The sequence below is a fragment of the Mesorhizobium sp. CNPSo 4661 genome (assembly GCF_057784215.1).
The window spans coordinates 12,651-32,968 of the sequence record NZ_JBWGIO010000005.1 but is presented as its reverse complement, the minus strand read 5'-3'; the positions used below and the strand labels follow the sequence as shown (position 1 = coordinate 32,968).

Annotated in this window: 17 protein-coding genes and 1 riboswitch; of the genes, 10 read left to right on the top strand and 7 right to left on the bottom strand. The window is 64.9% G+C overall.

Features of this window, described 5'->3' with window-relative positions; all coding sequences use genetic code 11:
* Window positions 1-303 precede the first annotated feature (303 nt).
* The 4 genes from AC0YKC_RS08575 to AC0YKC_RS08560 all read left to right on the top strand — a co-directional run bounded on the left by AC0YKC_RS08575 (window position 304) and on the right by AC0YKC_RS08560 (window position 5,774).
* The gene (locus tag AC0YKC_RS08575; protein WP_488510964.1) at window positions 304-3,732 is read left to right on the top strand and encodes a helicase-related protein; all 3,429 of its coding nucleotides are present in this window, start codon (window positions 304-306) and stop codon (window positions 3,730-3,732) included.
* 211 nt (window positions 3,733-3,943) lie between these two features.
* Window positions 3,944-4,330: an RNA-binding S4 domain-containing protein gene (locus AC0YKC_RS08570; RefSeq protein ID WP_434724326.1), complete on the top strand. Its 387-nt coding sequence runs from the start codon at window positions 3,944-3,946 to the stop codon at window positions 4,328-4,330.
* A 151-nt stretch (window positions 4,331-4,481) separates the two neighbouring features.
* Window positions 4,482-4,820, top strand: a complete 339-nt coding sequence (gene fdxA, locus AC0YKC_RS08565; protein WP_140645827.1) for a ferredoxin FdxA — start codon at window positions 4,482-4,484, stop codon at window positions 4,818-4,820.
* Window positions 4,821-5,192: 372 nt separating this feature from the next.
* Window positions 5,193-5,774, top strand: coding sequence for a CarD family transcriptional regulator (locus AC0YKC_RS08560; protein ID WP_320296474.1), 582 nt, complete (start codon window positions 5,193-5,195; stop codon window positions 5,772-5,774).
* 106 nt (window positions 5,775-5,880) lie between these two features.
* Here AC0YKC_RS08560 and AC0YKC_RS08555 read toward each other — a convergent pair whose 3' ends face one another.
* The 3 genes from AC0YKC_RS08555 to AC0YKC_RS08545 form a co-directional block, all read right to left on the bottom strand.
* The gene (locus tag AC0YKC_RS08555; protein WP_434724327.1) at window positions 5,881-6,651 is read right to left on the bottom strand and encodes an amino acid ABC transporter ATP-binding protein; all 771 of its coding nucleotides are present in this window, start codon (window positions 6,649-6,651) and stop codon (window positions 5,881-5,883) included.
* A complete protein-coding gene (locus AC0YKC_RS08550; protein WP_320296472.1) occupies window positions 6,648-7,328 on the bottom strand; it encodes an ABC transporter permease subunit in 681 nt (226 codons plus the stop codon). Before AC0YKC_RS08550 ends, AC0YKC_RS08555 begins: the two co-directional genes overlap by 4 nt.
* 205 nt (window positions 7,329-7,533) lie before the next feature.
* On the bottom strand, window positions 7,534-8,307 hold the full coding sequence (locus tag AC0YKC_RS08545; RefSeq protein ID WP_320296471.1) for an amino acid ABC transporter substrate-binding protein: 774 nt from the start codon (window positions 8,305-8,307) through the stop codon (window positions 7,534-7,536).
* A gap of 317 nt (window positions 8,308-8,624) precedes the next feature.
* On the opposite strand from AC0YKC_RS08545, the gene AC0YKC_RS08540 reads away from it, so the two are divergent.
* Together AC0YKC_RS08540 and AC0YKC_RS08535 are read left to right on the top strand one after the other, a co-directional pair.
* Entirely contained in the window at window positions 8,625-9,488 is an 864-nt protein-coding gene (locus AC0YKC_RS08540; RefSeq protein ID WP_140645832.1) for an RNA polymerase factor sigma-32, read from the top strand.
* 168 nt (window positions 9,489-9,656) lie between these two features.
* Window positions 9,657-11,603 (top strand): caspase family protein, encoded by a 1,947-nt coding sequence (locus AC0YKC_RS08535; protein WP_488510789.1) that lies wholly within the window; start codon window positions 9,657-9,659, stop codon window positions 11,601-11,603.
* Window positions 11,604-11,681: 78 nt separating this feature from the next.
* On the opposite strand, the gene AC0YKC_RS08530 is transcribed toward AC0YKC_RS08535, so the two are convergent.
* From AC0YKC_RS08530 to thiB, 4 genes are all read right to left on the bottom strand, one after another.
* Window positions 11,682-13,151, bottom strand: a complete 1,470-nt coding sequence (locus tag AC0YKC_RS08530) for a M48 family metalloprotease (RefSeq protein WP_320296469.1) — start codon at window positions 13,149-13,151, stop codon at window positions 11,682-11,684.
* Between the two features lie 153 nt (window positions 13,152-13,304).
* Entirely contained in the window at window positions 13,305-14,090 is a 786-nt protein-coding gene (gene thiQ / locus AC0YKC_RS08525) for a thiamine ABC transporter ATP-binding protein (protein ID WP_488510788.1), read from the bottom strand.
* Window positions 14,087-15,709, bottom strand: a complete 1,623-nt coding sequence (thiP, locus tag AC0YKC_RS08520; protein WP_488510787.1) for a thiamine/thiamine pyrophosphate ABC transporter permease — start codon at window positions 15,707-15,709, stop codon at window positions 14,087-14,089. Before thiP ends, thiQ begins: the two co-directional genes overlap by 4 nt.
* A gap of 224 nt (window positions 15,710-15,933) precedes the next feature.
* Window positions 15,934-16,944, bottom strand: a complete 1,011-nt coding sequence (gene thiB, locus AC0YKC_RS08515) for a thiamine ABC transporter substrate binding subunit (RefSeq protein ID WP_488510786.1) — start codon at window positions 16,942-16,944, stop codon at window positions 15,934-15,936.
* Window positions 16,945-16,987: 43 nt separating this feature from the next.
* A riboswitch (TPP riboswitch) is annotated at window positions 16,988-17,093 on the bottom strand.
* 138 nt (window positions 17,094-17,231) lie between these two features.
* On the opposite strand from thiB, the gene AC0YKC_RS08510 reads away from it, so the two are divergent.
* The 4 genes from AC0YKC_RS08510 (at window position 17,232) to AC0YKC_RS08495 (ending at window position 20,317) form a co-directional block, all read left to right on the top strand.
* Window positions 17,232-17,876, top strand: coding sequence for a thiamine diphosphokinase (locus AC0YKC_RS08510; RefSeq protein WP_320296465.1), 645 nt, complete (start codon window positions 17,232-17,234; stop codon window positions 17,874-17,876).
* A gap of 9 nt (window positions 17,877-17,885) precedes the next feature.
* Complete coding sequence (locus AC0YKC_RS08505) at window positions 17,886-19,700, top strand: ABC-F family ATP-binding cassette domain-containing protein (protein WP_488510785.1); 1,815 nt, start codon at window positions 17,886-17,888, stop codon at window positions 19,698-19,700.
* Window positions 19,701-19,763: 63 nt separating this feature from the next.
* The gene (locus AC0YKC_RS08500; protein ID WP_320296463.1) at window positions 19,764-20,006 is read left to right on the top strand and encodes a type II toxin-antitoxin system CcdA family antitoxin; all 243 of its coding nucleotides are present in this window, start codon (window positions 19,764-19,766) and stop codon (window positions 20,004-20,006) included.
* Window positions 20,006-20,317 (top strand): CcdB family protein, encoded by a 312-nt coding sequence (locus AC0YKC_RS08495; protein ID WP_320296462.1) that lies wholly within the window; start codon window positions 20,006-20,008, stop codon window positions 20,315-20,317. The genes AC0YKC_RS08500 and AC0YKC_RS08495 overlap by 1 nt, the downstream gene beginning before the upstream one ends.
* Window position 20,318: the final 1 nt, after the last annotated feature.

The following is a 20,318-nucleotide window of genomic DNA, read 5'->3' as shown; positions in this document are numbered from 1 at the left end:
GTCAAGCATGAATCGGGCCAATTGCCCGATTCAGCATGTGGTGAGACTCAGCGTCAAAAAATCCACATATAGCCGTGAACAAAACCTGAATCAGAACGAGTCAGCGATTCGTCGCTGATTCGTTCCAGACTCGTTCCAGCCGTTAACAAGCAGCCGATTTTGAACGCCCCGGCCTGCCTCGCCTGTCTCCAAAGGAACATTCCGCTTTCGCTTCACGCCCGAAGTCCCTATGTGTCGCCTGTCACACGCGGCGGCATCGCCGTGCTTCAGACTACAAGCGGCAGAAACCTTATTTCCGAGCCGATGAACATCCAGCCGAAACATTCCCAGCCGCTGATCCTTTCAGGCCGCGACGTGACGGCCGTGCTAGGGCCCACCAACACCGGCAAGACCCATCTCGCCATCGAGCGCATGGTCGCGCACGAGACCGGCATCATCGGCCTGCCGCTGAGACTGCTTGCTCGCGAGGTCTATGCCCGTGTCTGCGAGAAGGTCGGCGCCCACAAGGTGGCGCTGATCACCGGCGAGGAGAAGATCGTGCCCGCCGGCGCGAAATATTCCGTCTGCACCGTCGAGGCGATGCCGCGCGAGACCGACGCCGCCTTCGTCGCCATCGACGAGGTGCAGCTCGCCGGCGATCTCGAGCGCGGCCATATCTTCACCGATCGCATCCTGCATCTGCGCGGCCGCCAGGAGACGCTGCTTCTGGGCGCCGCCACCATGCACGGCATCCTGCAGAAGCTGCTGAAGGGTGTGTCGGTAGTGACGCGGCCGCGGCTGTCGCACCTTGCCTATGCCGGCTCGAAGAAGCTCACCCGGCTGCCGCGGCGCACGGCGATCGTCGCCTTCTCGGCCGACGAGGTCTATGCCATCGCCGAACTGATCCGCCGCCAGCAGGGGGGTGCAGCCGTCGTGCTTGGCGCGCTTTCGCCGCGCACCCGCAACGCGCAGGTCGAGATCTTCCAGTCCGGCGACGTCGACTATCTCATCGCCACCGACGCCATCGGCATGGGGCTGAACCTCGACCTCGACCATGTCGCCTTTGCCCAGAACCGCAAATTCGACGGCTACCAATACCGCAACCTGACCGCGGCCGAGCTTGGCCAGATCGCCGGCCGCGCCGGCCGGCACCTGCGCGACGGCACGTTCGGCGTCACCGGCCAGGTCGATCCGTTCGACGAGGATCTGGTCGCCAAGGTCGAGGCGCACGACTTCGACCCGGTGAAGGTGCTGCAATGGCGCACCGCGGATTTCGACTTTTCCAGCCTCGATGCGCTGAAACGCTCGATCGAGACCAATGCACCGGTCGAAGGGCTGACCCGCGCGCTGCCGGCCGTGGACGCGCAGGCGCTGGAGCATCTGTCGCGCGACGGCGATATCCGCGCCTTGGCCACCGGCAAGGAGCGCGTGGCGCTGCTGTGGGAAGCCTGCGCGCTCCCCGACTACCGCAAGATTGCGCCGGCGCAGCATGCCGACCTCATCGCCTCCATCTATATGGACCTTGCTCGTCATGGCCATGTCGATGAGAATTACATGGCCGAGCAGGTGCGGCGCGCCGACACGACGGAAGGCGATATCGACACGCTCTCGCACCGGATCGCGCAGATCCGCACGTGGACTTTCGTCTCCAACCGCCCCGGCTGGCTGGCCGATCAGCTACACTGGCAGGAAAAGACGCGCGAAATCGAAGACAGATTGTCGGATGCGCTGCATGAGCGGTTGACGAAACGCTTCGTAGACCGCAGGACTTCCGTCCTCATGCGGCGCCTTAGAGAAAATACCATGCCTGAAGCCGAAATCAGCCCTACCGGAACCGTCCTCGTCGAAGGCCATCATGTCGGCGAGTTGCAAGGGTTCCGCTTCACCGCCGACCAGAGCGCCGGCGGCGAGGACGCCAAGGCGGTGCGCACCGCCGCCCAGAAGGCGCTCGCGGCCGAGTTCGACGCGCGCGCCGAGCGCTTTGCCGCCTGCGCCAATGGCGACCTGGCCTTGGGCTCGGACGGCATCTTGCGCTGGATCGGCGCGCCGATCGGCACGCTGGTCGCCGGCGACGAGGCGCTGAAGCCGCGCCTGGTGTTGCTTGCAGACGAGCAGCTGACCGGCCCTGCCCGCGACAAGGTGGCGGCGCGCGCCGAGCGTTTCGTCAATTTCCAGATCGAGTCGCTCTTGAAGCCGCTGGTCGACTTGAAGAATGCCGACCAGCTCACCGGCATCGCGCGCGGCATCGCCTTCCAGCTGGTCGAGCATTTCGGCCTGATCAACCGCCGCGACATCGCGGAGGAGATGAAGTCGCTCGACCAGGAAGGCCGCGCGGCGCTTCGCCGCCTCGGTGTGCGCTTCGGCGCCTACCATGTCTTCGTGCCTGCGCTGATCAAGCCGGCGCCGGCAGGCCTGGTGACCTTGCTCTGGGCGCTGAAGAACGACGGCAAGGACAAGCCGGGCTTCGGCGACGTGGTGCATGCGCTGGCCTCGGGCCGCACCTCGGTGGTCATCGACCCGGCCTTCGACAAGACCTTCTACAAGCTTGCCGGCTACCGCAACCTCGGCCGCCGCGCCGTGCGCGTCGACATCCTGGAAAGGCTTGCCGACCTCATCCGCCCGGCGACCAACTGGAAGCCCGGCCTCGGCCAGCGTCCGGACGGCGCCTATGACGGCCACGCCTTCATGGTGACGCCGCCGATGATGTCGATCCTCGGCGCCACCGCCGACGACATGGAAGAGATCCTCAAGGGTCTCGGCTATCGCTCCGAGGCAAAGCCGGCCGCCGAGGTGAAGGCGAAGCTCGACGCGCAGGACGACGCCGCCCGCGAAGCGGCTGCCGCCAAGCTCGCCGCGGAAGAGGCGGCTCGCGCGGCACAGGCGGCAGAGATACAAGCTGTGGCAACAGACGCGGCTGCAGAGGCAGCGGCCGAGGGTTCGGAGCTGTCCGCGTCCGCCGCTGTTGAGACTATCGCGGAAGTTCCTGCCGAAACCATCACGGAAGCCGCAGCGGAGCCTGCCGAGGTGGAGCCGGCAGAAGTTCCGGCCGAGGCCACGGAAGAGCCTCATCCTGCGGTGGAAACCGCGGAGGTGCTTGAGTCAGCCGAAAGCGCCGACGCTCCGACCTCCCCCTCGATGGGGGAGGTCGCGGCGCGAAGCGACGCGGGTGGGGGTGACGGCGCCGACGTTGCAGACACTGATGCCGCCGGCGCGGCCCCGGCGCTGCGCGCCGACCCTCCCCACGAGGGGGAGGGTGAAGGCAGCGAAACCCCGGCCGAGGCTGAAGAGCCGAAGCCTGTCCTTCTGTGGCGTCAGGCGCGTTTCGACCATCAGCGTCCGCGCCATCGCCACGACAACCGCCGTGACAATCGGCCGCGCGGCGGCCAGCCCGCGCGCGACGGACAGGCGGGCGCCGCAAGCGGCCAGCCTGGCGACAAGCCCGCCCATGAGGGCCGCCGCGAGCAGCGCGACGGCGCCGGCAAGCCGCGCTTCGACCGCTCGAAGTTCAAGCCGAGACCGGAGACGGGCGACCGGCGCGAAGGCAGGCCGCAAGGCGAGCGCCCGGATCGCCACGAAGGGGGCCGTCGCGAGGGCCGGCCCGACTGGAAGGGCAACAGGCAGGACGGCAAGGGCAATGCCCCGGGCGGCAAGCCGGCCTTCCAGGGCAAGCCGCGCGAGGAACGTCCGCAGCGCTTCGATCCGGATTCGCCCTTCGCCAAGCTCGCCGCCTTGCGCGACCAGCTGAAGAAATAGCCTAGAGCATGATCCCGAAAAGTGGGAACCGGTTTTCGGGCAAGATCATGCTCCAACGAAGAGACAGTATGATCCCGAAAAGTGGGAACCGGTTTTCGGGCGAGATCATGCTCCAACGAAGAGACAGCATGATCCCGAACCGAAGGACCGCGTCAGCGAAAAGTGGGAACCGGTTTTCGGATAAGATCATGCTCCAACAAAGCTAGTCGCGATGGTTGGAGAGGGCCGCCAGCGTATCGACAAATGGCTGTTCTTCTCGCGCGCGGTGAAATCACGGTCGCTGGCGGCGAAAGTCGTCGTTGCCGGGCGCGTCCGTATCAATCGCGACAAAGCAGCGCAGGCCTCGGATCTGGTCAAGCCCGGCGACGTGCTAACCATCACGCTCGAGGGCCGCATCCTGGTCTGGAAAGTGCTGAACTGTGGCGTCAGGCGCGGCCCGGCCGACGAAGCGCGGCTGCTTTACGAGGATATGTCGCCGGCGCCGACACCCAAGGGCGAGGCGGTTCCGGACGCCATTCCGGCCCTGCGCGAGGCCGGCAGCGGGCGCCCGACCAAACGCGAGCGGCGGCAGACTGACCGTCTGCTCGGCGATGATTGAATTGGGCCAGCCGGACCGCAACCGGCGAGACCGCTGGAATTCCATTTCCCGATGCCGGCCGCACACAAATGCCCTGCCCTTGCAAGCAGCCGGCAAAGGCGTTACCTCAACCTGAAAAAGCCGAGCAAATCGGGACGTTCCGGAGCCTGCAATGACCTATGTCGTGACCGACAATTGCATCAAATGCAAATACATGGACTGCATCGAGGTCTGTCCGGTCGACTGTTTCTACGAAGGCGAGAACATGCTCGTCATTCACCCTGACGAGTGCATCGACTGCGGCGTGTGCGAGCCCGAATGCCCGGCCGACGCGATCAAGCCTGACACCGAGGGCGGCCTCGACAAATGGTTGCAGGTCAATTCCGAATACGCCGAGAAATGGCCAAACATCACCGCCAAGAAAGAACCGCCGGCAGACGCCAAGACCTTCGATGGCGAGGCCGGGAAGTTCGAGAAATATTTTTCGCCGGAGCCTGGCGAAGGCGATTGATGCTGGCGCCGGCAACGCCGGCATGACGCGGCGTAACGAGACCGATACAATTGCTGTCTTGACAGGCAGCGACCCCGTTTGGCGTTAGCGAACGCAGCAAAACCTTGATTCTTCCGACTTTTTGTGTTACATCAGCGAAACATGCCGGTGACACAACGTCGATTTATGGCGCTAACGCCCCAAATCACTGAAAGGTGAGCTTTTAGATCCGGACCAGAGCGATCTGGGGCAGGCGGTCGCATTTGTGCGATATGCCGGTCCCTGCTTTTCCGGTGGGCTCATTCTGTTGCGCGGCTAATGGTCGGCTATCGCCGACCCCATCGGTTCGAGCCGGCATGATGCCGGCTGCACAACTAAGGAGTTCAGGGCGTAATGGCAACGGTCACCCCACAGAAGAAGTCCAGCGCGGCCCGCCACGGGTTCAAGACCGGCGAGTTCATCGTCTATCCGGCGCACGGCGTCGGCCAGATCGTGGCGATCGACGAGCAGGAAGTTGCGGGTCACAAGCTGGAACTGTTCGTCATCGATTTCCAGAAGGACAAGATGCGGCTGAAGGTTCCGGTCGCCAAGGCGACCTCGATCGGCATGCGCAAGCTGTCGGAAGAGGACTATGTCGACCGCGCGCTGAAGGTCGTGCAGGGCCGCGCCCGCATCAAGCGCACCATGTGGTCGCGCCGCGCCCAGGAATATGATGCCAAGATCAATTCCGGCGACCTGATCTCGATCTCGGAAGTGGTGCGCGACCTCTATCGCGCCGACAACCAGCCGGAGCAGTCCTACTCCGAGCGTCAGCTGTATGAAGCCGCGCTCGACCGTATGGCCCGCGAGATCGCCGCGGTGAACCGCATGTCGGAGACGGAGGCGGTTCGCCTCATCGAGGTCAACCTCAACAAGGGTCCGAAGCGCGGCGCCAAGGCCGACAACGAGGAATCCGAACAGGAAGAAGCTGCCTGAGCTTTTCTGCTTTTCTGCACGAAGAACCCGGCCTCGCGCCGGGTTTTTTGTTTCTGGGACCCTCGCATACGGCGATTGGCTTCCCACAAGGTGGGGAGGTAGGAGCTCAGCCGCCAGCTTCCTTCTGCGCTTCCTCCTGCCGCAGCGAGGCGATGAAGCGTTTCGTCCGCTCGCGCTCCGGATTGTCGAACACGACCGAGGCCGGGCCTTTCTCGACGATCGAACCGGCATCGAGGAAGACGACCTCCTGCGCGATCTTGGAGGCGAGCCGCAGGTCATGCGTGGCCATCACCATGGTCGTGCCTTCGCGGGCCAGTTGCCCAAGCACGTCGACCACTTCCTGCGCGAGTTCCGGGTCGAGCGCCGAGGTCGGCTCGTCGCACAGCAGCACGCGCGGCGACGGCGCCAGCGCCCGGGCGATCGCCACGCGCTGCTGCTGGCCACCCGACAGCGTCGCCGGCCAGGCGTCGGCCTTGTGCGCCATGCCAACCTTTTCGAGCAGCGCCATCGCCCGCTCGCGCGCCTTTGGCTCTGGCCACTTCAGCACCGTCACCAGCCCCTCCATGACATTCTCGATCGCCGTGCGGTGCGGGAAGAGCTGGAAATTCTGGAACACCATGCCGGTTTGCAGGCGGATGCGCTGGATGTCCTTGGCCGGCACCTTGCCGCCCGGTTGGAACGCAATCGTCTCGTCGCCGATGCGCAAGGAACCGGAGGTCGGGATCTCCAACAGGTTGATGCAACGCAAAAGTGTGCTTTTTCCGCCGCCGGAAGGACCGACCAGTGCCGTCACGCTGCCCTCGTCCAGGCTGACGGTTACGCCTTTCAGCACCAGATTGTCGCCGAAGCGCTTTTCGATGTTGGTGAGGCCGATCATGCGTTGGCCTCCAGGAACCCGCCGTAGCGGTTGAGCCGCACCTCCAGCCGCGCCTGCAGCGCCGACAGCACCGAGCTCAACGCGAGATAGAGCGCCGCAGCCTCGACATAGAGGATCAGCGGTTCATAGCTGGTGGCGACGATGCGCTGCGCGGCCTGGAACATCTCGGGCACCGTGATCGCCGCGGCGAGCGAGGTATCCTTGACCAGCGAGATGAAGGTGTTGGACAGCGGCGGCACCGCGACGCGGCCGGCCTGCGGCAGGATCGTGCGCCGCATCGCCTGGCTCCAGGTCATGCCGATCGAATAGGACGCCTCCCACTGGCCCTTCGGCACCGAGCCGATGACGGCGCGGATGATCTCCGACGTATAGGCGCCGATGTTGAGCGTGAAGCCGATCAGCGCGGCGGGAAAGGCATCGAGCAGGATGCCGACCGACGGCAGGCCGTAGAAGATCAGGAACAACTGGACGAGCAGCGGCGTGCCGCGAAAGATCCAGACATAGAAGCGCACCAGCGCGACCAGCGGCTTCGGACCGAACAGCCGGATCAGCGCCGTCGCCAGTCCGGCGATGAGCCCCAGCGCGAAGGACAGGAGCGTCAGCGGCACGGTGAAGATCAGCGCCGCCCACAACAGCGTCGGCAGAGAGTCCAGCATCAATTGCAGCCAGTGCGGCACGGCGCGCTTCTCCCTTCCAGATACGGCGGCGCGTTCCCCCGTATGGACTGACTATCATGCAAAAACCGGCGGGCCGTCAAAGACGGCGGCGCATGAATATCGTGTAAAATGACGGGCCGTCTTTGACGGCCCCCATGGATACCATGCAAGAAATGGCGGGCCGTCTTTGACGGCCCGCCGGTATCCGAAGAAACTGACGATTGCCTTACTTCGAAACGTCCTGGCCGAAATATTTGTCGGCGATCTTCTGGTAGGTGCCGTCGGCCTTGATGTCGGCCAGCGCCTTGTTGATGGCCGCTACCAGCTCCGGATCGCCCTTGCGCACGATGACGCCCGAGTAATCGGCATTCTCTTCCTGCGCGGCGATCTTCACATTGGCGTCCGGCTTGTGCTTCTTGAAATCGAGGAAGGAGAGGCTGTCGTTGATCGTGGCATCGGCGCGGCCGGTAAGCAGCAGCTGGATCGACTGGTCGAAGCCGTCGGTGCCGACGAGCTCGGCGCCGTTGGACTCGGCGAGCTTGCCGAAGTTGGAGGTCAGCGACTGCGCCGACTTCTTGCCCTTGAGGTCGGCGAAGGTCTTGATGTCGGTGTTGTCGCCGCGCACGATCAGCACCGCTTTCGAGGCGATGTAGGGATCGGAGAAATCATACTTGGCCTTGCGCGCGTCGGTGATGCCGACCTCGTTGATGACGGCGTCGTAGCGGTTGGCGTCGAGGCCGGCGATCAGCCCGTCCCACTTGCCTTCGAGGAACTCGACCTTGACGCCGAGCTTGTCGCCGATGGCCTTGGCGATCTCGACGTCGAAGCCGACCAGCGCGTTGGACTCGTCATGATAGGTGAAGGGCGCGTAGGTGCCTTCGGTGCCGACCTTGATGACGCCGGCCTGCTTGATCTGGTCGAGATTGGCGCCGGCATGACCGGCGGTGATCGCCAGAACCTGCAGCGTTCCGACGACGAGGAGCGATTTGAGCCATTTCATTTTTATGTGATCCCGTTTTGACCGGTGCCCCGGCACGATTGTGAGAGCGGGAAACTGACAGATAGAAGGCTGCTAAATAAGGAACCAGATTTCAAATATCGGCTCTGCCAGAAATCTGATTCTCAAAACCGCTCAATAATCCACCAGCGGCACTTCCGGGCCGATAACAAGCCGATAACAAAATGTTCCCGCTGGCAACATTTGCCCCCCTCGGGCGGCGGAACCATCGATGCGCCTGACACGTTGCATGGCTGTTGTAGGGCGCGGCGGCGTCTTTTCAACCGCCATAAGCGCAATCACCGCCAAAAGGAGCCGGCATGATCGAGGACGCGGCAGGACGGACACTGGTCCGGGCGGCAATGAAGGCTCCCTATCTCGAGCGCGACGAGGAGCATGTGCTTGCGCTCCGCTGGAAGGAAGAGAACGACCAGCACGCGTTGCACAGGATCACCGTCGCCCATATGCGCCTGGTCATCTCCATGGCCTCGAAATTCCGCCATTACGGCCTGCCGCTCGGCGACCTTATCCAGGAGGGCCATGTCGGCCTGCTCGAGGCGGCCGCCCGTTTCGAGCCCGCACGCGAAGTGCGTTTCTCGACTTATGCCACGTGGTGGATCCGTGCCTCCATGCAGGACTACATCCTGCGCAACTGGTCGATCGTGCGCGGCGGCACCAGTTCGGCGCAGAAGGCGCTGTTCTTCAACCTGCGGCGCTTGCGCGCCCGCCTTGCCAACGGCGCCGAGCCGCTCTCCAATGCAACGCTCTATCGCGAGGTCTCGGCCGCGCTCGGCGTTCCGGAAGCCGACGTGGCGATGATGGATTCACGCCTGTCCTCGCCCGACAGTTCGCTCAACGCGCCTTTGGCCGACGAGAACGGTGCCGCCGAGCGGATGGATTTCCTGGTCTCCGAAGACCCGCTCCCCGACGAGATCGTCGGCGACCGGATCGACATCCAGCGCCGGGCCGTCTGGCTGAAGAGCGCGCTCGGCGCTCTCAACGCCCGCGAGCTTCGCATCATCGAGGAGCGCAGGCTGAGCGACGACGGCGCCACGCTGGAAGCGCTTGGCGAACAACTCGGCATCTCCAAGGAGCGCGTCCGCCAGATCGAAGCCCGCGCCATGGAAAAGCTGAAGCTGGCGCTGGTTAAACAGAATCCGGAATTCCTGGCGGAAGCCGCCTGAGCTAATGAGCGCTCGAATTCGACAATAAGTTATTTAGTAAATAAGAAAATATCGCCATCGAGGCAATTTTCCTTCATCCATACTTCTGGATTGTGAGGTCTTTAACAGACCATTGCGTCGCAATTGGCCTCTTTGAAGCCTCCAGATGCCAACAGATGGGGGATTGCCATGCTGCGATGCTGTATGTTCCTTGCGGCCCTGGTCCTCGTGGCCTTTACGACGCTGGACGCTCGTGCCGATCGAAGGGTCGCCCTTGTGATCGGCAATTCCGAATACCGCGAAATCCCGGCGCTCAAGAACCCGGACAAGGACGCAGAGGATGTATCGAAGACATTCCGGCTGGCCGGCTTCGAGGTGTTCGCGGCCAAGGACCTGACCCGGCTTCAGTTCGAAGAGCGGTTCCGCAACTATCTGGCGGCGGCAGACGGCGCCGATCTCGCGGTCGTCTACTATTCGGGCCACGGCTTCCAGATCGGCGGCGAGAATTTCCTGATCCCGGTCGATGCGTCGTTGAAAGATGCGGCCGACATGGAAGTCCAGGCCATCAAGGTCGACGACATATTGCGGCAACTGCGGTCGAGATCGAAAGTCCAGATGATCATCCTCGACGCCTGTCGCAACAATCCCTTCCCGCGCAAGGACTATTGGCTGCGCGACCAATTGATCGTCGCCGGCGGCAGCGGGCTTGCGCAGGTGACAGGGTCGCAGAACACGCTGATTGCCTTTGCCACCGAGCCGGGTGCAGTCGCCTATGACGGGTCCGGCGACCTCAGCCCGTTCTCGTCATCCTTCTCGCGCCGCGCGCTGGCGCCGGACCAGGAGATACGCTCTGTCATGGCGGCCGTGCGCCGCGACGTGGTCAAGGCCACCAACGGCAAGCAGGTTCCGTGGGAGAACTCCTCGCTCATCGACGATGTCGTGCTGATGCGCGGGGCGGAGCAACCAGCGCCGCCGCCGCTCGACGCGCAGCAGAACCAGCAGGTGACGGAGCGCGGAATCCAGGTCGCCGATGCCGCCGAAGCGATTGGAAGTCGCGACATCCGCGTCCCGGTCGGCGTCGGTCCGGTTCCGCTGAAACTCGATCTTCCAGCCAAGGATGCCTCGATCAGCCTCAAGCTTGCGAGCTACCCGGCGACCGGAACGCTGTCCCTGCCGGATCGCGTCCTGTCGCCGCAATCGAGCCTGATGGCCGCCGATATCGACAATCTGCGCTACGAGCCGCAGATCGGTTCGGCCGCTCCCGCCGAAGTCGGCTTCGAGATTCGCGTGGGCAACGCAGCCAAGCAGGCGACGGTGAAACTGTCGCCGGACGTAGACCCTTGCGACCAGGCTGCCGGCGAGCCGCTCGACCTGCAGGGCGTCGTCTCGGGCCGGTTGCCGAACGAGATCGGCGGCGGGGCGGTCGAGGCCTGCGAGGCGGCGGTGAAGTCCTACCCCGACATTGCGCGCTTCCGTTACGAGCTGGGGCGGGTGCTGCTGGCGTCGGGCAGGATCGACGAAGCCAGGCAAGCGATCCAGGAGGCCGCGGACAAGGGACATATCCGCGCCCTGTTCGCGCTCGGCTCCATCGCCTCGTCCGGAACGGCTGTCGACACATCGAAGGCGAACGGCCTCTATTCGACCGCGGCCGATAAGGGAGACCCCTACGCCATGGCCGCCTGGGGACGAGCCTTGTTCAATGGCCTCGGTGTCGAGCGCGACACCGGCAAGGGACTGGACCTGCTGCTCCAGGCAGCGGCGATGGGGCATGTCGACGCCATGAAGGAGCTTGCTCTGATCTTCCAGGAAGGCCGCAACGGCGTGCCCGCCGACCCGGCCCGCGCTTTGGCTTTCCTCAATGCCGGCATGGAGCGGCAGGACAAATACTCGATGGCCATTCTCGGGCTTTCGCCGAAGCGCATCACCCCGACGGTCGCGGTGTGCAAGCCCAAGGTGGTGACGAAAGTGGTGACGAAGGTAAAAGTGGTCCGCACCCCTGCGCCGCCGCCGCCGAACACGCCAAAGGCCCCTTTGGCGCCAATCGAACCAGCGCCCTGGCGCGGCAATGGCGGCGATCATTCCGATCAACCCAGCAGGAACACCGGCGACAGCACCAGTGGCAGTGCTGACTTGTGAGGGTGGCGGCGACAAAAACCTGGGATCGGCCGAAGCGTCGACCCAGGTCGCGGCCGCAAGCCGCCCCGACGGGCTGTCCTACCTATCGGTGACGATCTTGACCTTGTCGCCGGACGACACCGTCGCGCCGGGCGACATGGCGTTGAGCACGCGGAAGAGATCGAGCTTGCGGTCGACCCCGACCATCTGCGCTGCGAGCGAGCCCATGGTCTGGCCGGCCTGAACAGTGACGACCCTGATATGCAGCGGCTTCAGCGCCGCCTTCTCGGCTGGACTCAGCACACGGAACGAACCGCTGACCGAGCGCGCGACCGGGTCCAGCGCGGTGCTGGCCGAGGGCGCGGCCGTCAGCAGCCTGTAGACCTGTCCGCCGGCGCGGATCACCGCGATATCGAACTGCCAGCCTTGCGCGGTGGCATGCGCCATCGCCGCATCGTTGCCGTTGATCGTCTCCTGGCGCACGCTGGCGTCCTCGAGACCGGCCACCCAACCGCTGCGGATGTAGTCGGTGAGCGACACCGACTTATCGATCGCCACGCCGTCGAAACGGATGGCGATGTCGCCCGGCCCGGTCGCGGTGACGGCGGCCGCCGAATTGTCGATGACGAAACCGTCCGGCACGGTGAAGGAGACACCGAGATTGGGATGCATGAAGGTCTGGCCGCGCACATAGCCTTCCTCGGGCGTGTCGCCGTAAAGCAGGCCGTCTATGCCGGCGAGGAAAGCGTCGCGGTCGCGCGTGCCGAAGCCGGGCGGGCCGAAATTGCGCGCAAGACGCTGCGCCAGCTCGATGCGCTGCGGCGTGTTGGGGTGCGTCGCCAGGAAGTCGAGGCTGGCGTCGGTTGCGCCGCTCACCGAGCGGAAATCGGTATAGGCCGACATCGACTGCAGGAAGCGGCCGGCGGCATAGGGATCGTAGCCCGCCTCGCCGATCGACTTGATGCCGATGGCGTCGGCCTGCAGTTCCTGGTTGCGCGAGAATTGCGCGAGCCGAAGCTTGCCGCGGATGAGCGCCGCCTTGGCGGTTGGGCTGTCGCCGAGCACATCGGAAACCACCTTGGTCGCAAGGCCCTCCTCGGCCTCGAGCTGCTGCCGCTGCAAGCCATGATTCGCGGTGACGTGGCCCATCTCATGCGCGATGACGGCGGCAAGCTCGGAGGAATCGTTGGCCAGCGCCAGCAGGCCGCGCGTCACATAGAGATAACCGCCCGGCAGCGCAAAGGCGTTGACGTTGGGCGAATTCAGGATGGTGATGCGATAGGTCTGGGTCGGGTTGGCCGACACCACGGTGAGATTGCCGACGACCTTGGCAACCATGCGCTCGAGCCTGGGGTCGGAATATTCGCCGCCATAGGTGGCGAGAATGCGCGGATGCTGCGCTTTCGCCATTTCGGCGAGCTTGGCGTTGGCGACGACATTGTCGACGGTGATCGGCTTGTCGGAAGGCTGGAAGCCGCTTTCCTGCACGTCCGGCGGCGTGAACATCTGGCAGCTGGCCAGCGCCACGGCAACGCCCGCCAACGCGAAAAATCGTGCCAGCGGCCTCATCCAAACCTTCTCAGCGCCGGTCGACAGATCGGCTTCCTTTCGAAATCTTTCGGCAAATCACGGCCCCGCCGGACCAGCATGGCCGGACCTAGCCACACTCCCCCGGACAAGGCAAGCAAACGCCGGATCGCCCGTTGCCGGTTTGGCCGTAAATTATGTCCGCTTCCGGGCAATGTGTTGTGATCCGGCAACGGTGCTGCCTCGATCGCCGATATAGCGCCGGAAGGCGTCCGGTCCAGACCGATCGAAGAAATCGGCCGCCGGCCCGGTCGCCGCGATCGTGCCTTCGTCGAGAAATGCCACGTCCTGGCCGATGCGGCGCGCATCTTCCGGCTGATGGGTGACGAACAGCACCGTCATTTCGCGCTCGGCATGGATGCCGGCCATAAGGTCTAGCATGTCGTCGCGCAACGCCGGGCCGAGCGATGCGAAAGGTTCGTCGAGCAGCAAGACGGGCCGGTCGCGCAGCAGCACCCTCGCCAGCGCCACGCGCTGCCGCTCCCCGCCGGATAGCTCGCGCGGCAGCCGCTTTTCCTTGCCGGCAAGGCCAACCCGCGCCAGCGCCTTGGTGACGGCGGCGCGATCGGCGTCGCCGAGTTTCAGCGACGGCGAGCGGCCGAGCCCGACATTGGCTTCCACGGTAAGATGGGCAAACAAGTTGTTTTCCTGAAACACCATCGACACCGGCCGCGCCGAAGGCGGTGTGTCGCCGATATCGATGCCGCCGATCAGCACCTTGCCCGCATCGGGCGTTTCGAAGCCGGCTATCAGATTGAGCAGCGTCGACTTGCCGGAGCCGCTCGGCCCCATGATGGCGGTGATCCTGCCGGCCTCGAATTCGGCGTCGAAGCGGAAGGAGGCCTCGCCATAGCTGAACGAGACGCCATCCAGGGCGACGGTGAGGCCCTTTTGCGTGGCGGTGCCGTCCATGGTCGTCATGACTTTCCTTCCCGCCCCAGCCAGTCCGCGGCAAACACCAGCATCAGGCAGACCAGGCCGAGCAGCAAGGCAAGTCCCGCGGCGTCGGCTGTCCGGTAGCTGCCCATGCGCGCCAAAAGCAGATAGGGCAAGGTCTGCACGGAATCGCTGCCGAACAGCGCGATCACGCCGAGATCGCCGAGCGACAGCGCCATGGCGAAGGCGAAGCCGGTGGCCAGGGGCCGTCTGAGCGACGGCCAGTCGATCAGGCTGAGCCTGGTCCAGCCGGATATGCCGAGCGCCACGCAAAGGCGCTCGTGGCGCTCGCTCGCCGCGTCATAGGCGGGACGAATGGCGCGGATGGCAAAGGGCATCGCCATCACCGCGTTGACGGCGACGACCATGACTGGCGCGACGGCAAAGACATCGGTGACGTGGCGCAGCGCCAGGAACCAGCCTGCGCCAAGCACGATCGGAGGCACGACGAGCACGAAGCCGGCGCCGGTGTCGGCGGCGTGTTCGAGCAGGCCCATGGCGCCGCCCGCCCGGCGCCGCAGGGCCAGCGCGCGCCGCGCCGCGATCAGCGCCAGCGACAACGTCACGCTGAGCAGCGCCGCAAGCAAAGCGAGGCCCGCGCTGGTCAGCGTCGCGCGGCGCACCGCCGCTTCACCCGCCAGCCGGCCGAGATCGGCCTGAAAGCCTGAAAGCACGGTCGCAAGCATCGGTCCGGCGACGAACAGCAGGGCAAGCACGATGAGGCCGACGTTCAGCACACTTTCGATCCGGCCCACCGAAAGGTAGCGGCGCGATACCACCGGCAGGTTGGCGTCGCCGACCGTGTTGGCGCCGAGCCGCGTGAGCGCGACGACCACGACAAAGGTGAGTGCGATCTGCAGCAGCGTCAGCACCACGGCGCGCGCGGGATCGAAATCGAAGCGCAGCGCCTGGTAGATGGCGACCTCCAGCGTCGTCGCGGCCGGACCGCCGCCCAGCGTCAATATGATGGTGAAGGAGGTGATGCAGAGCATGAAGACCAGCCCGGCAATCCCCGGCAGGGCCGCGCGCAGCACCGGCCATTCGATCAGCCGGAAGGCCGGCCGGACGCCCATGCCGAGCTGGCTCGCCAGCCGCCACTGGTCGGCGGGAATGGTGCCCAGCGCCTCGAGGAAGAGGCGCGTGGCCAGCGGCAGGTTGAAGAAGACATGCGCGACCAGGATGCCGGAGAGGCCGTAGATCCCCGGCCAATCCCCGCCGCCGAGCCTGGCGAAAGCGCCGGCAAAGTACCCGGCGCGACCATAGAGCGCCAGGATACCGAGCGCGGCGACGATCGCCGGCAAGGCCAGCGGCACGGTAAACAGCTGCAGGATCAGTCGACGGCCGGGAAAGGCCGAATGTCGCGACAGGGCGCGCGCGACCAGCAGCGCCGGCGCGACCGATAAGAGCGTCGACAGAGCCGCTTGCCAGAGCGTGAAGCGGGCGACGCGCAGGAGATAGCCGTCGAAGGCGGCGGCAGCGCCGGAGAGATCCTGCATGCCTTCGAGGGCGAGGCCGGCGAAAGCGCCGCCGATGAGGATGGCGGTGGCCGCGAGTGCGGCAATGCCGGCGGTGATGCGGGAGTCAGGGCGCGGCGTGGGTTGCACGCTGCACCCTTTGGGTTCGAGCTAGCGGGCGCCGCGTTCCTTCGCGCCCCTCTCTGGCCTGCCGGCCATCTCCCCCTCTAGGGGGGAGATCAGACGTCACGCGGGCTTTCGCCAATCTCCAATGCCGCAGGATTGAGCAAGGCGCCAAAGCTGCCAAACTCCCCCCTTGAGGGGGAGATGTCCGGCAGGACAGAGAGGGGGGCCTTGGCGCAAGCATCGAAAATCTACTTGCTCATCACAGCCAGCCACTCATCCACCCAGGCCTTGCGGTTGGCGGCGACTTCCTCCGGGCTGAACAGCAAGGTCTTGGTCGGCTTGACCAGTTTGTCGAAGGCCGGGTTGAGCGGCTTGTCGGTCTTGCCCGCCGGGAACATCCAGTTGGTTTCCGGGATGATGTCCTGGAATTTCGGCCCGGTCATGAAGGCGATGAACTTTTGCGCCAGCGGGTTCTTCGCCCCCGTCGTGGTGATGCCGGCCACCTCGATCTGCAGGTACTCGCCTTCCTCGAAGGAGGCTGCCTGGTAGCGCTCGGTGTTCTCGGCCACCATGTGGTAGGCCGGCGATGTGGTGTAGGACAGCACCATCGGCGCCTCGCCCTTGGTGAACAGGCCGTAGGCCTCGCTCCAGCCGGGCGTCACCGTCAGGACCTTCGGCTTGAGCTTGGCCCAGGCTTCCGGCGCCTTGTCGCCATAGACCGATTTCACCCACAGAAGCAGCCCGAGGCCGGGCGTCGAGGTGCGCGGATCCTGGATGACGATCTTGTCCGTGCCGGTACCCTCGACCAGCTCCTTCAGGCTCTTCGGCGGGATTTTTAGCTTCTCCGTGTCATAGACGACGGCGAAATAGCCATAGTCGAAGGGCACGAACGTGTCGTCGCTCCAGCCGCCGGGCACATTGATGCCGGAGACTTCGCCATGCGGCGCGAACAGGCCGCTCGCCTTGGCGTCCGCCGTCAGGTTGGTGTCGAGGCCAAGCACGATATCGGCCTTGGTGCCGGCGCCTTCCAGCTTGACCCGGCTGAGCAAGGCAACGCCATCCGCCACCGAAACGAATTCGAGATCGCAGCCGCATTCGGCCTCGAATTCCTTCTTCACCGCGGGACCGGGACCCCAGTCGGCGGTGAAGCTTTCATAGGTGTAGACGGTGAGCTTGTCCTTCGCCTCGGCGGGCGCAACACCCGCCAGCAGCGAAACAAAGCCTGTTGCCAGTATCAGACGTGACAGTATCGAGCGCATCGGCGCCTCCTTCGTTCGAGTGACAAGGAATTGAGGCGTCGGATGGTCCGAAACGTCTAATCCCTCCGCCGGTACAAACCGGATCAGGTTCAGCGGGTTGGCTTGATCGCCTCTCAGCCGGATCACGTCCGGCACCCCGTTAGAGCGTTTCGACAGATAGGCCCGGCCGAAGCGGCGCGCAAGCGGAAGTTTGCCGGGCAGCTAATGTTCCCCGGCAGCAGGCTCGCAACCGAACCTGGGGCCATCCGGCTTCCGTTTCGCTTGGAGGGCTGGTAAGGGCGACGGCCATGGGCACATTCACCATCCTGCTTGGCGGCGAGCTTATCCGCACGCCCCGGCTCGAACGCCAGATCGAGGGTTCGCGCGTCATCGCCGCCGACGCCGGCATCGGCCATGCACGCATGCTCGGACTGCTGCCGGAGATCTGGGTCGGCGATTTCGACTCGGTGCCGGCGAACCTCCCAAAGGACCTAGCCGCCGTTCCGCGCAAGGTATTCCCGGCCGAGAAGGACATGACCGATGGCGAGCTCGCCATAGCCGAAGCGCTCCAGCGCGGCGCCACCAGCCTGGTGCTGGCCGGAGCCTTCGGCGGCAAGCGCGCCGACCATGCCTTCCTGCATCTGGCGCTCGGGCTTCGGCTCGCCGAAGCGGGTACGACGATACTGCTGACCAGCGGGGCGCAGGAAGGCGTCCCCGTCCTGCCGGGCAGCGCCGGTTTCGACTATGCCGACGGCACCTTGTTTTCGGTGCTCGGCTTCTCCGATCTGTCCGGCCTGACGGTCACGGGCGCCAAATGGCCGCTCGACCGCGTCGAGGTGGCGTTCGGCTCCTCGCTCACTATATCAAACGAGGTCAAAGGGCAGCTTGGCATCGCGCTGGAGCGTGGCCGCGCGCTGCTTCTGGCCCACCCCTACCCTCTTCCTGAAAGCTGACATTTCCAGATGGCGCCGCCACTTCTCAACCTCGACGGCATTAAACTGACCTTCGGCGGCACTCCGCTGCTAGACGGCGCGGCGCTCAGCGCATCCGCCGGCGAGAAGATCGCATTGGTCGGCCGCAACGGCTCGGGCAAGTCGACCCTGCTCAAGATCGCAGCCGGAATGATCGAGCCGCAGGACGGCGAAGTGTTCCGCCAGCCCTCGGCCACGGTCCGCTATCTGCCGCAAATGCCCGACATGGACGGCTTCGCCGACGTGCGCGCCTATGTCGAGGCGGGCCTCGGTCCGGCCGACGATCCGCATCGCGCGACCTATCTGATGGAACATCTCGGGTTGACCGGCGAGGAGCGGCCGAACGACCTTTCCGGCGGCGAGGCGCGCCGCGCCGCCCTTGCCCGCGTCATGGCGCCCGAACCCGACATCCTGCTGCTCGACGAACCGACCAACCATCTCGATCTTTCTGTCATCGAATGGCTGGAAGAAGAGCTTGCCCGAACTTCCTCGGCCGTCATCCTGATCTCGCACGACCGCCGCTTTCTCGAGCGGGTTACGCGCGCCACCGTCTGGCTCGACCGCGGCCAGACGCGGCGACTGGACAAGGGTTTCGCCCATTTCGAGGAATGGCGCGACCAGGTGTTGGAAGAGGAGGAACGCGAGCAGCACAAGCTCGGCCGCCAGATCGTGCGCGAGGAGCACTGGCTGCGCTACGGCGTGACCGCCAGGCGCAAGCGCAACATGCGCCGCCTCGGCGAGTTGCAGACCATGCGCCAGCGTTTCCGCAGCCACCGCGGCGCCGAGGGGACAGCGACCATGGTGGCGAGCGACGCGGCCGAATCCGGCAAGCTGGTGATCGAGGCCAAGGCCATCGACAAGAGCTTTGGCGACCTCACCGTGATCAAGGGTTTCTCGACCCGCATCCAGCGTGGCGACCGCGTCGGCCTGGTCGGCCCGAACGGCGCCGGCAAGACGACGCTTTTGAAGATGCTGACCGGCGAGCTGGCGCCGGACGCCGGCACCGTGCGCCTCGGCGTCAATCTCGAGATCGCGACGCTCGACCAGAAGCGCGAGGCCGTCGACCCGGCCGAGACGCTGGCGCATTACCTGACCGACGGGCGCGGCGAGAACCTCGTCATCAATGGCGAGCAGCGCCATGTCGTTTCCTACATGAAGGACTTCTTGTTCAAACCGGAGCAGGCGCGCACGCCGGTGCGCGAGCTTTCCGGCGGCGAGCGCGCGCGGCTGCTGCTGGCCCGGGTCTTGGCACGGCCGGCGAACTTGCTGGTGCTCGACGAGCCGACCAACGATCTCGACATGGAGACGCTGGAACTGCTGCAGGAACTGGTCGCGGGCTTTGCCGGCACCGTGATCCTGGTCAGCCACGACCGCGATTTTCTCGACCGCACCGTCACCAGCGTGATCGCGCCGGACGGCAACGGCCGCTGGATCGAATATGCCGGCGGCTATTCCGACATGCTGGCGCAGCGCGGCGGTTCCAGGCTGGAGGATCGCAAGGCAAGGTCGAAAACCGAGGCAGGCGAGGCTGGATCGAAAGCCGAACAGCCATCGCCTAAGGGCCCCGCAAGAAAGCTCTCGTTCAAGCAGAAATTCGCGTTGGATTCGCTGCCGAAGAAGATCGAGGCGGTGACGGCCTCTATCTCGCGGCTGGAAAACAACATCGCCGACCCGTCCTTCTACGAGCGCGACCCGACCTCGTTCCAGAAGACCATCGCCGCGCTCGACAAGGAACGCACCACGCTCGCCGCGCTCGAGGAAGAGTGGCTGGAGCTGGAGATGCTGCGGGAGGAGATGGAGGGGTAGCGCTGTCTTCGTTGCAAAAACGGCGGCGTGCGCATAAGATATGCGCATAATGAGGACACCATCATGCGCAAGATAGCGCCGAACGCAGTCCGCCAACCGGCTAACCTGTCTATCGATTCTCAACTCATGGCGGAAGCCAAGGGGCTCAACGTGAATGTATCGCGTGCCGCGGAGGCCGGCATAGCGGAAGCGGTTGCTGCGGAGAAAACGCGGCTATGGAAGCTTGAAAACCGCGCGACGATGGTCGCCTGGAACGACTATGTCGACAAGCACGGCATCCCGCTCGCCGAACATCGGCAATTCTAATGGCGCGCTATGACGTCTTCGCCAGCAGCATCGAAGGCGGCTATCTGCTCGACGTTCAATCCGACCTGCTCGACCACTTCAAGACTCGCGTGGTCGTTCCGCTTCTGCCGCTGACCTCGGCACCTTCGCCAATGCGCAAGCTGCATCCGGTTTTCGAGATCAACGGCCGGAAGATGGTGATGGCCACCCACCTGATTGCCACGGTTGCGGCGACCGAACTGGGTGAAAATCGAACCAATCTTACGAGCCACCACGACGATATCGTCGCTGCGCTCGACATGCTCTTTCAAGGCTTTAAGGCGCGCCTTTAAC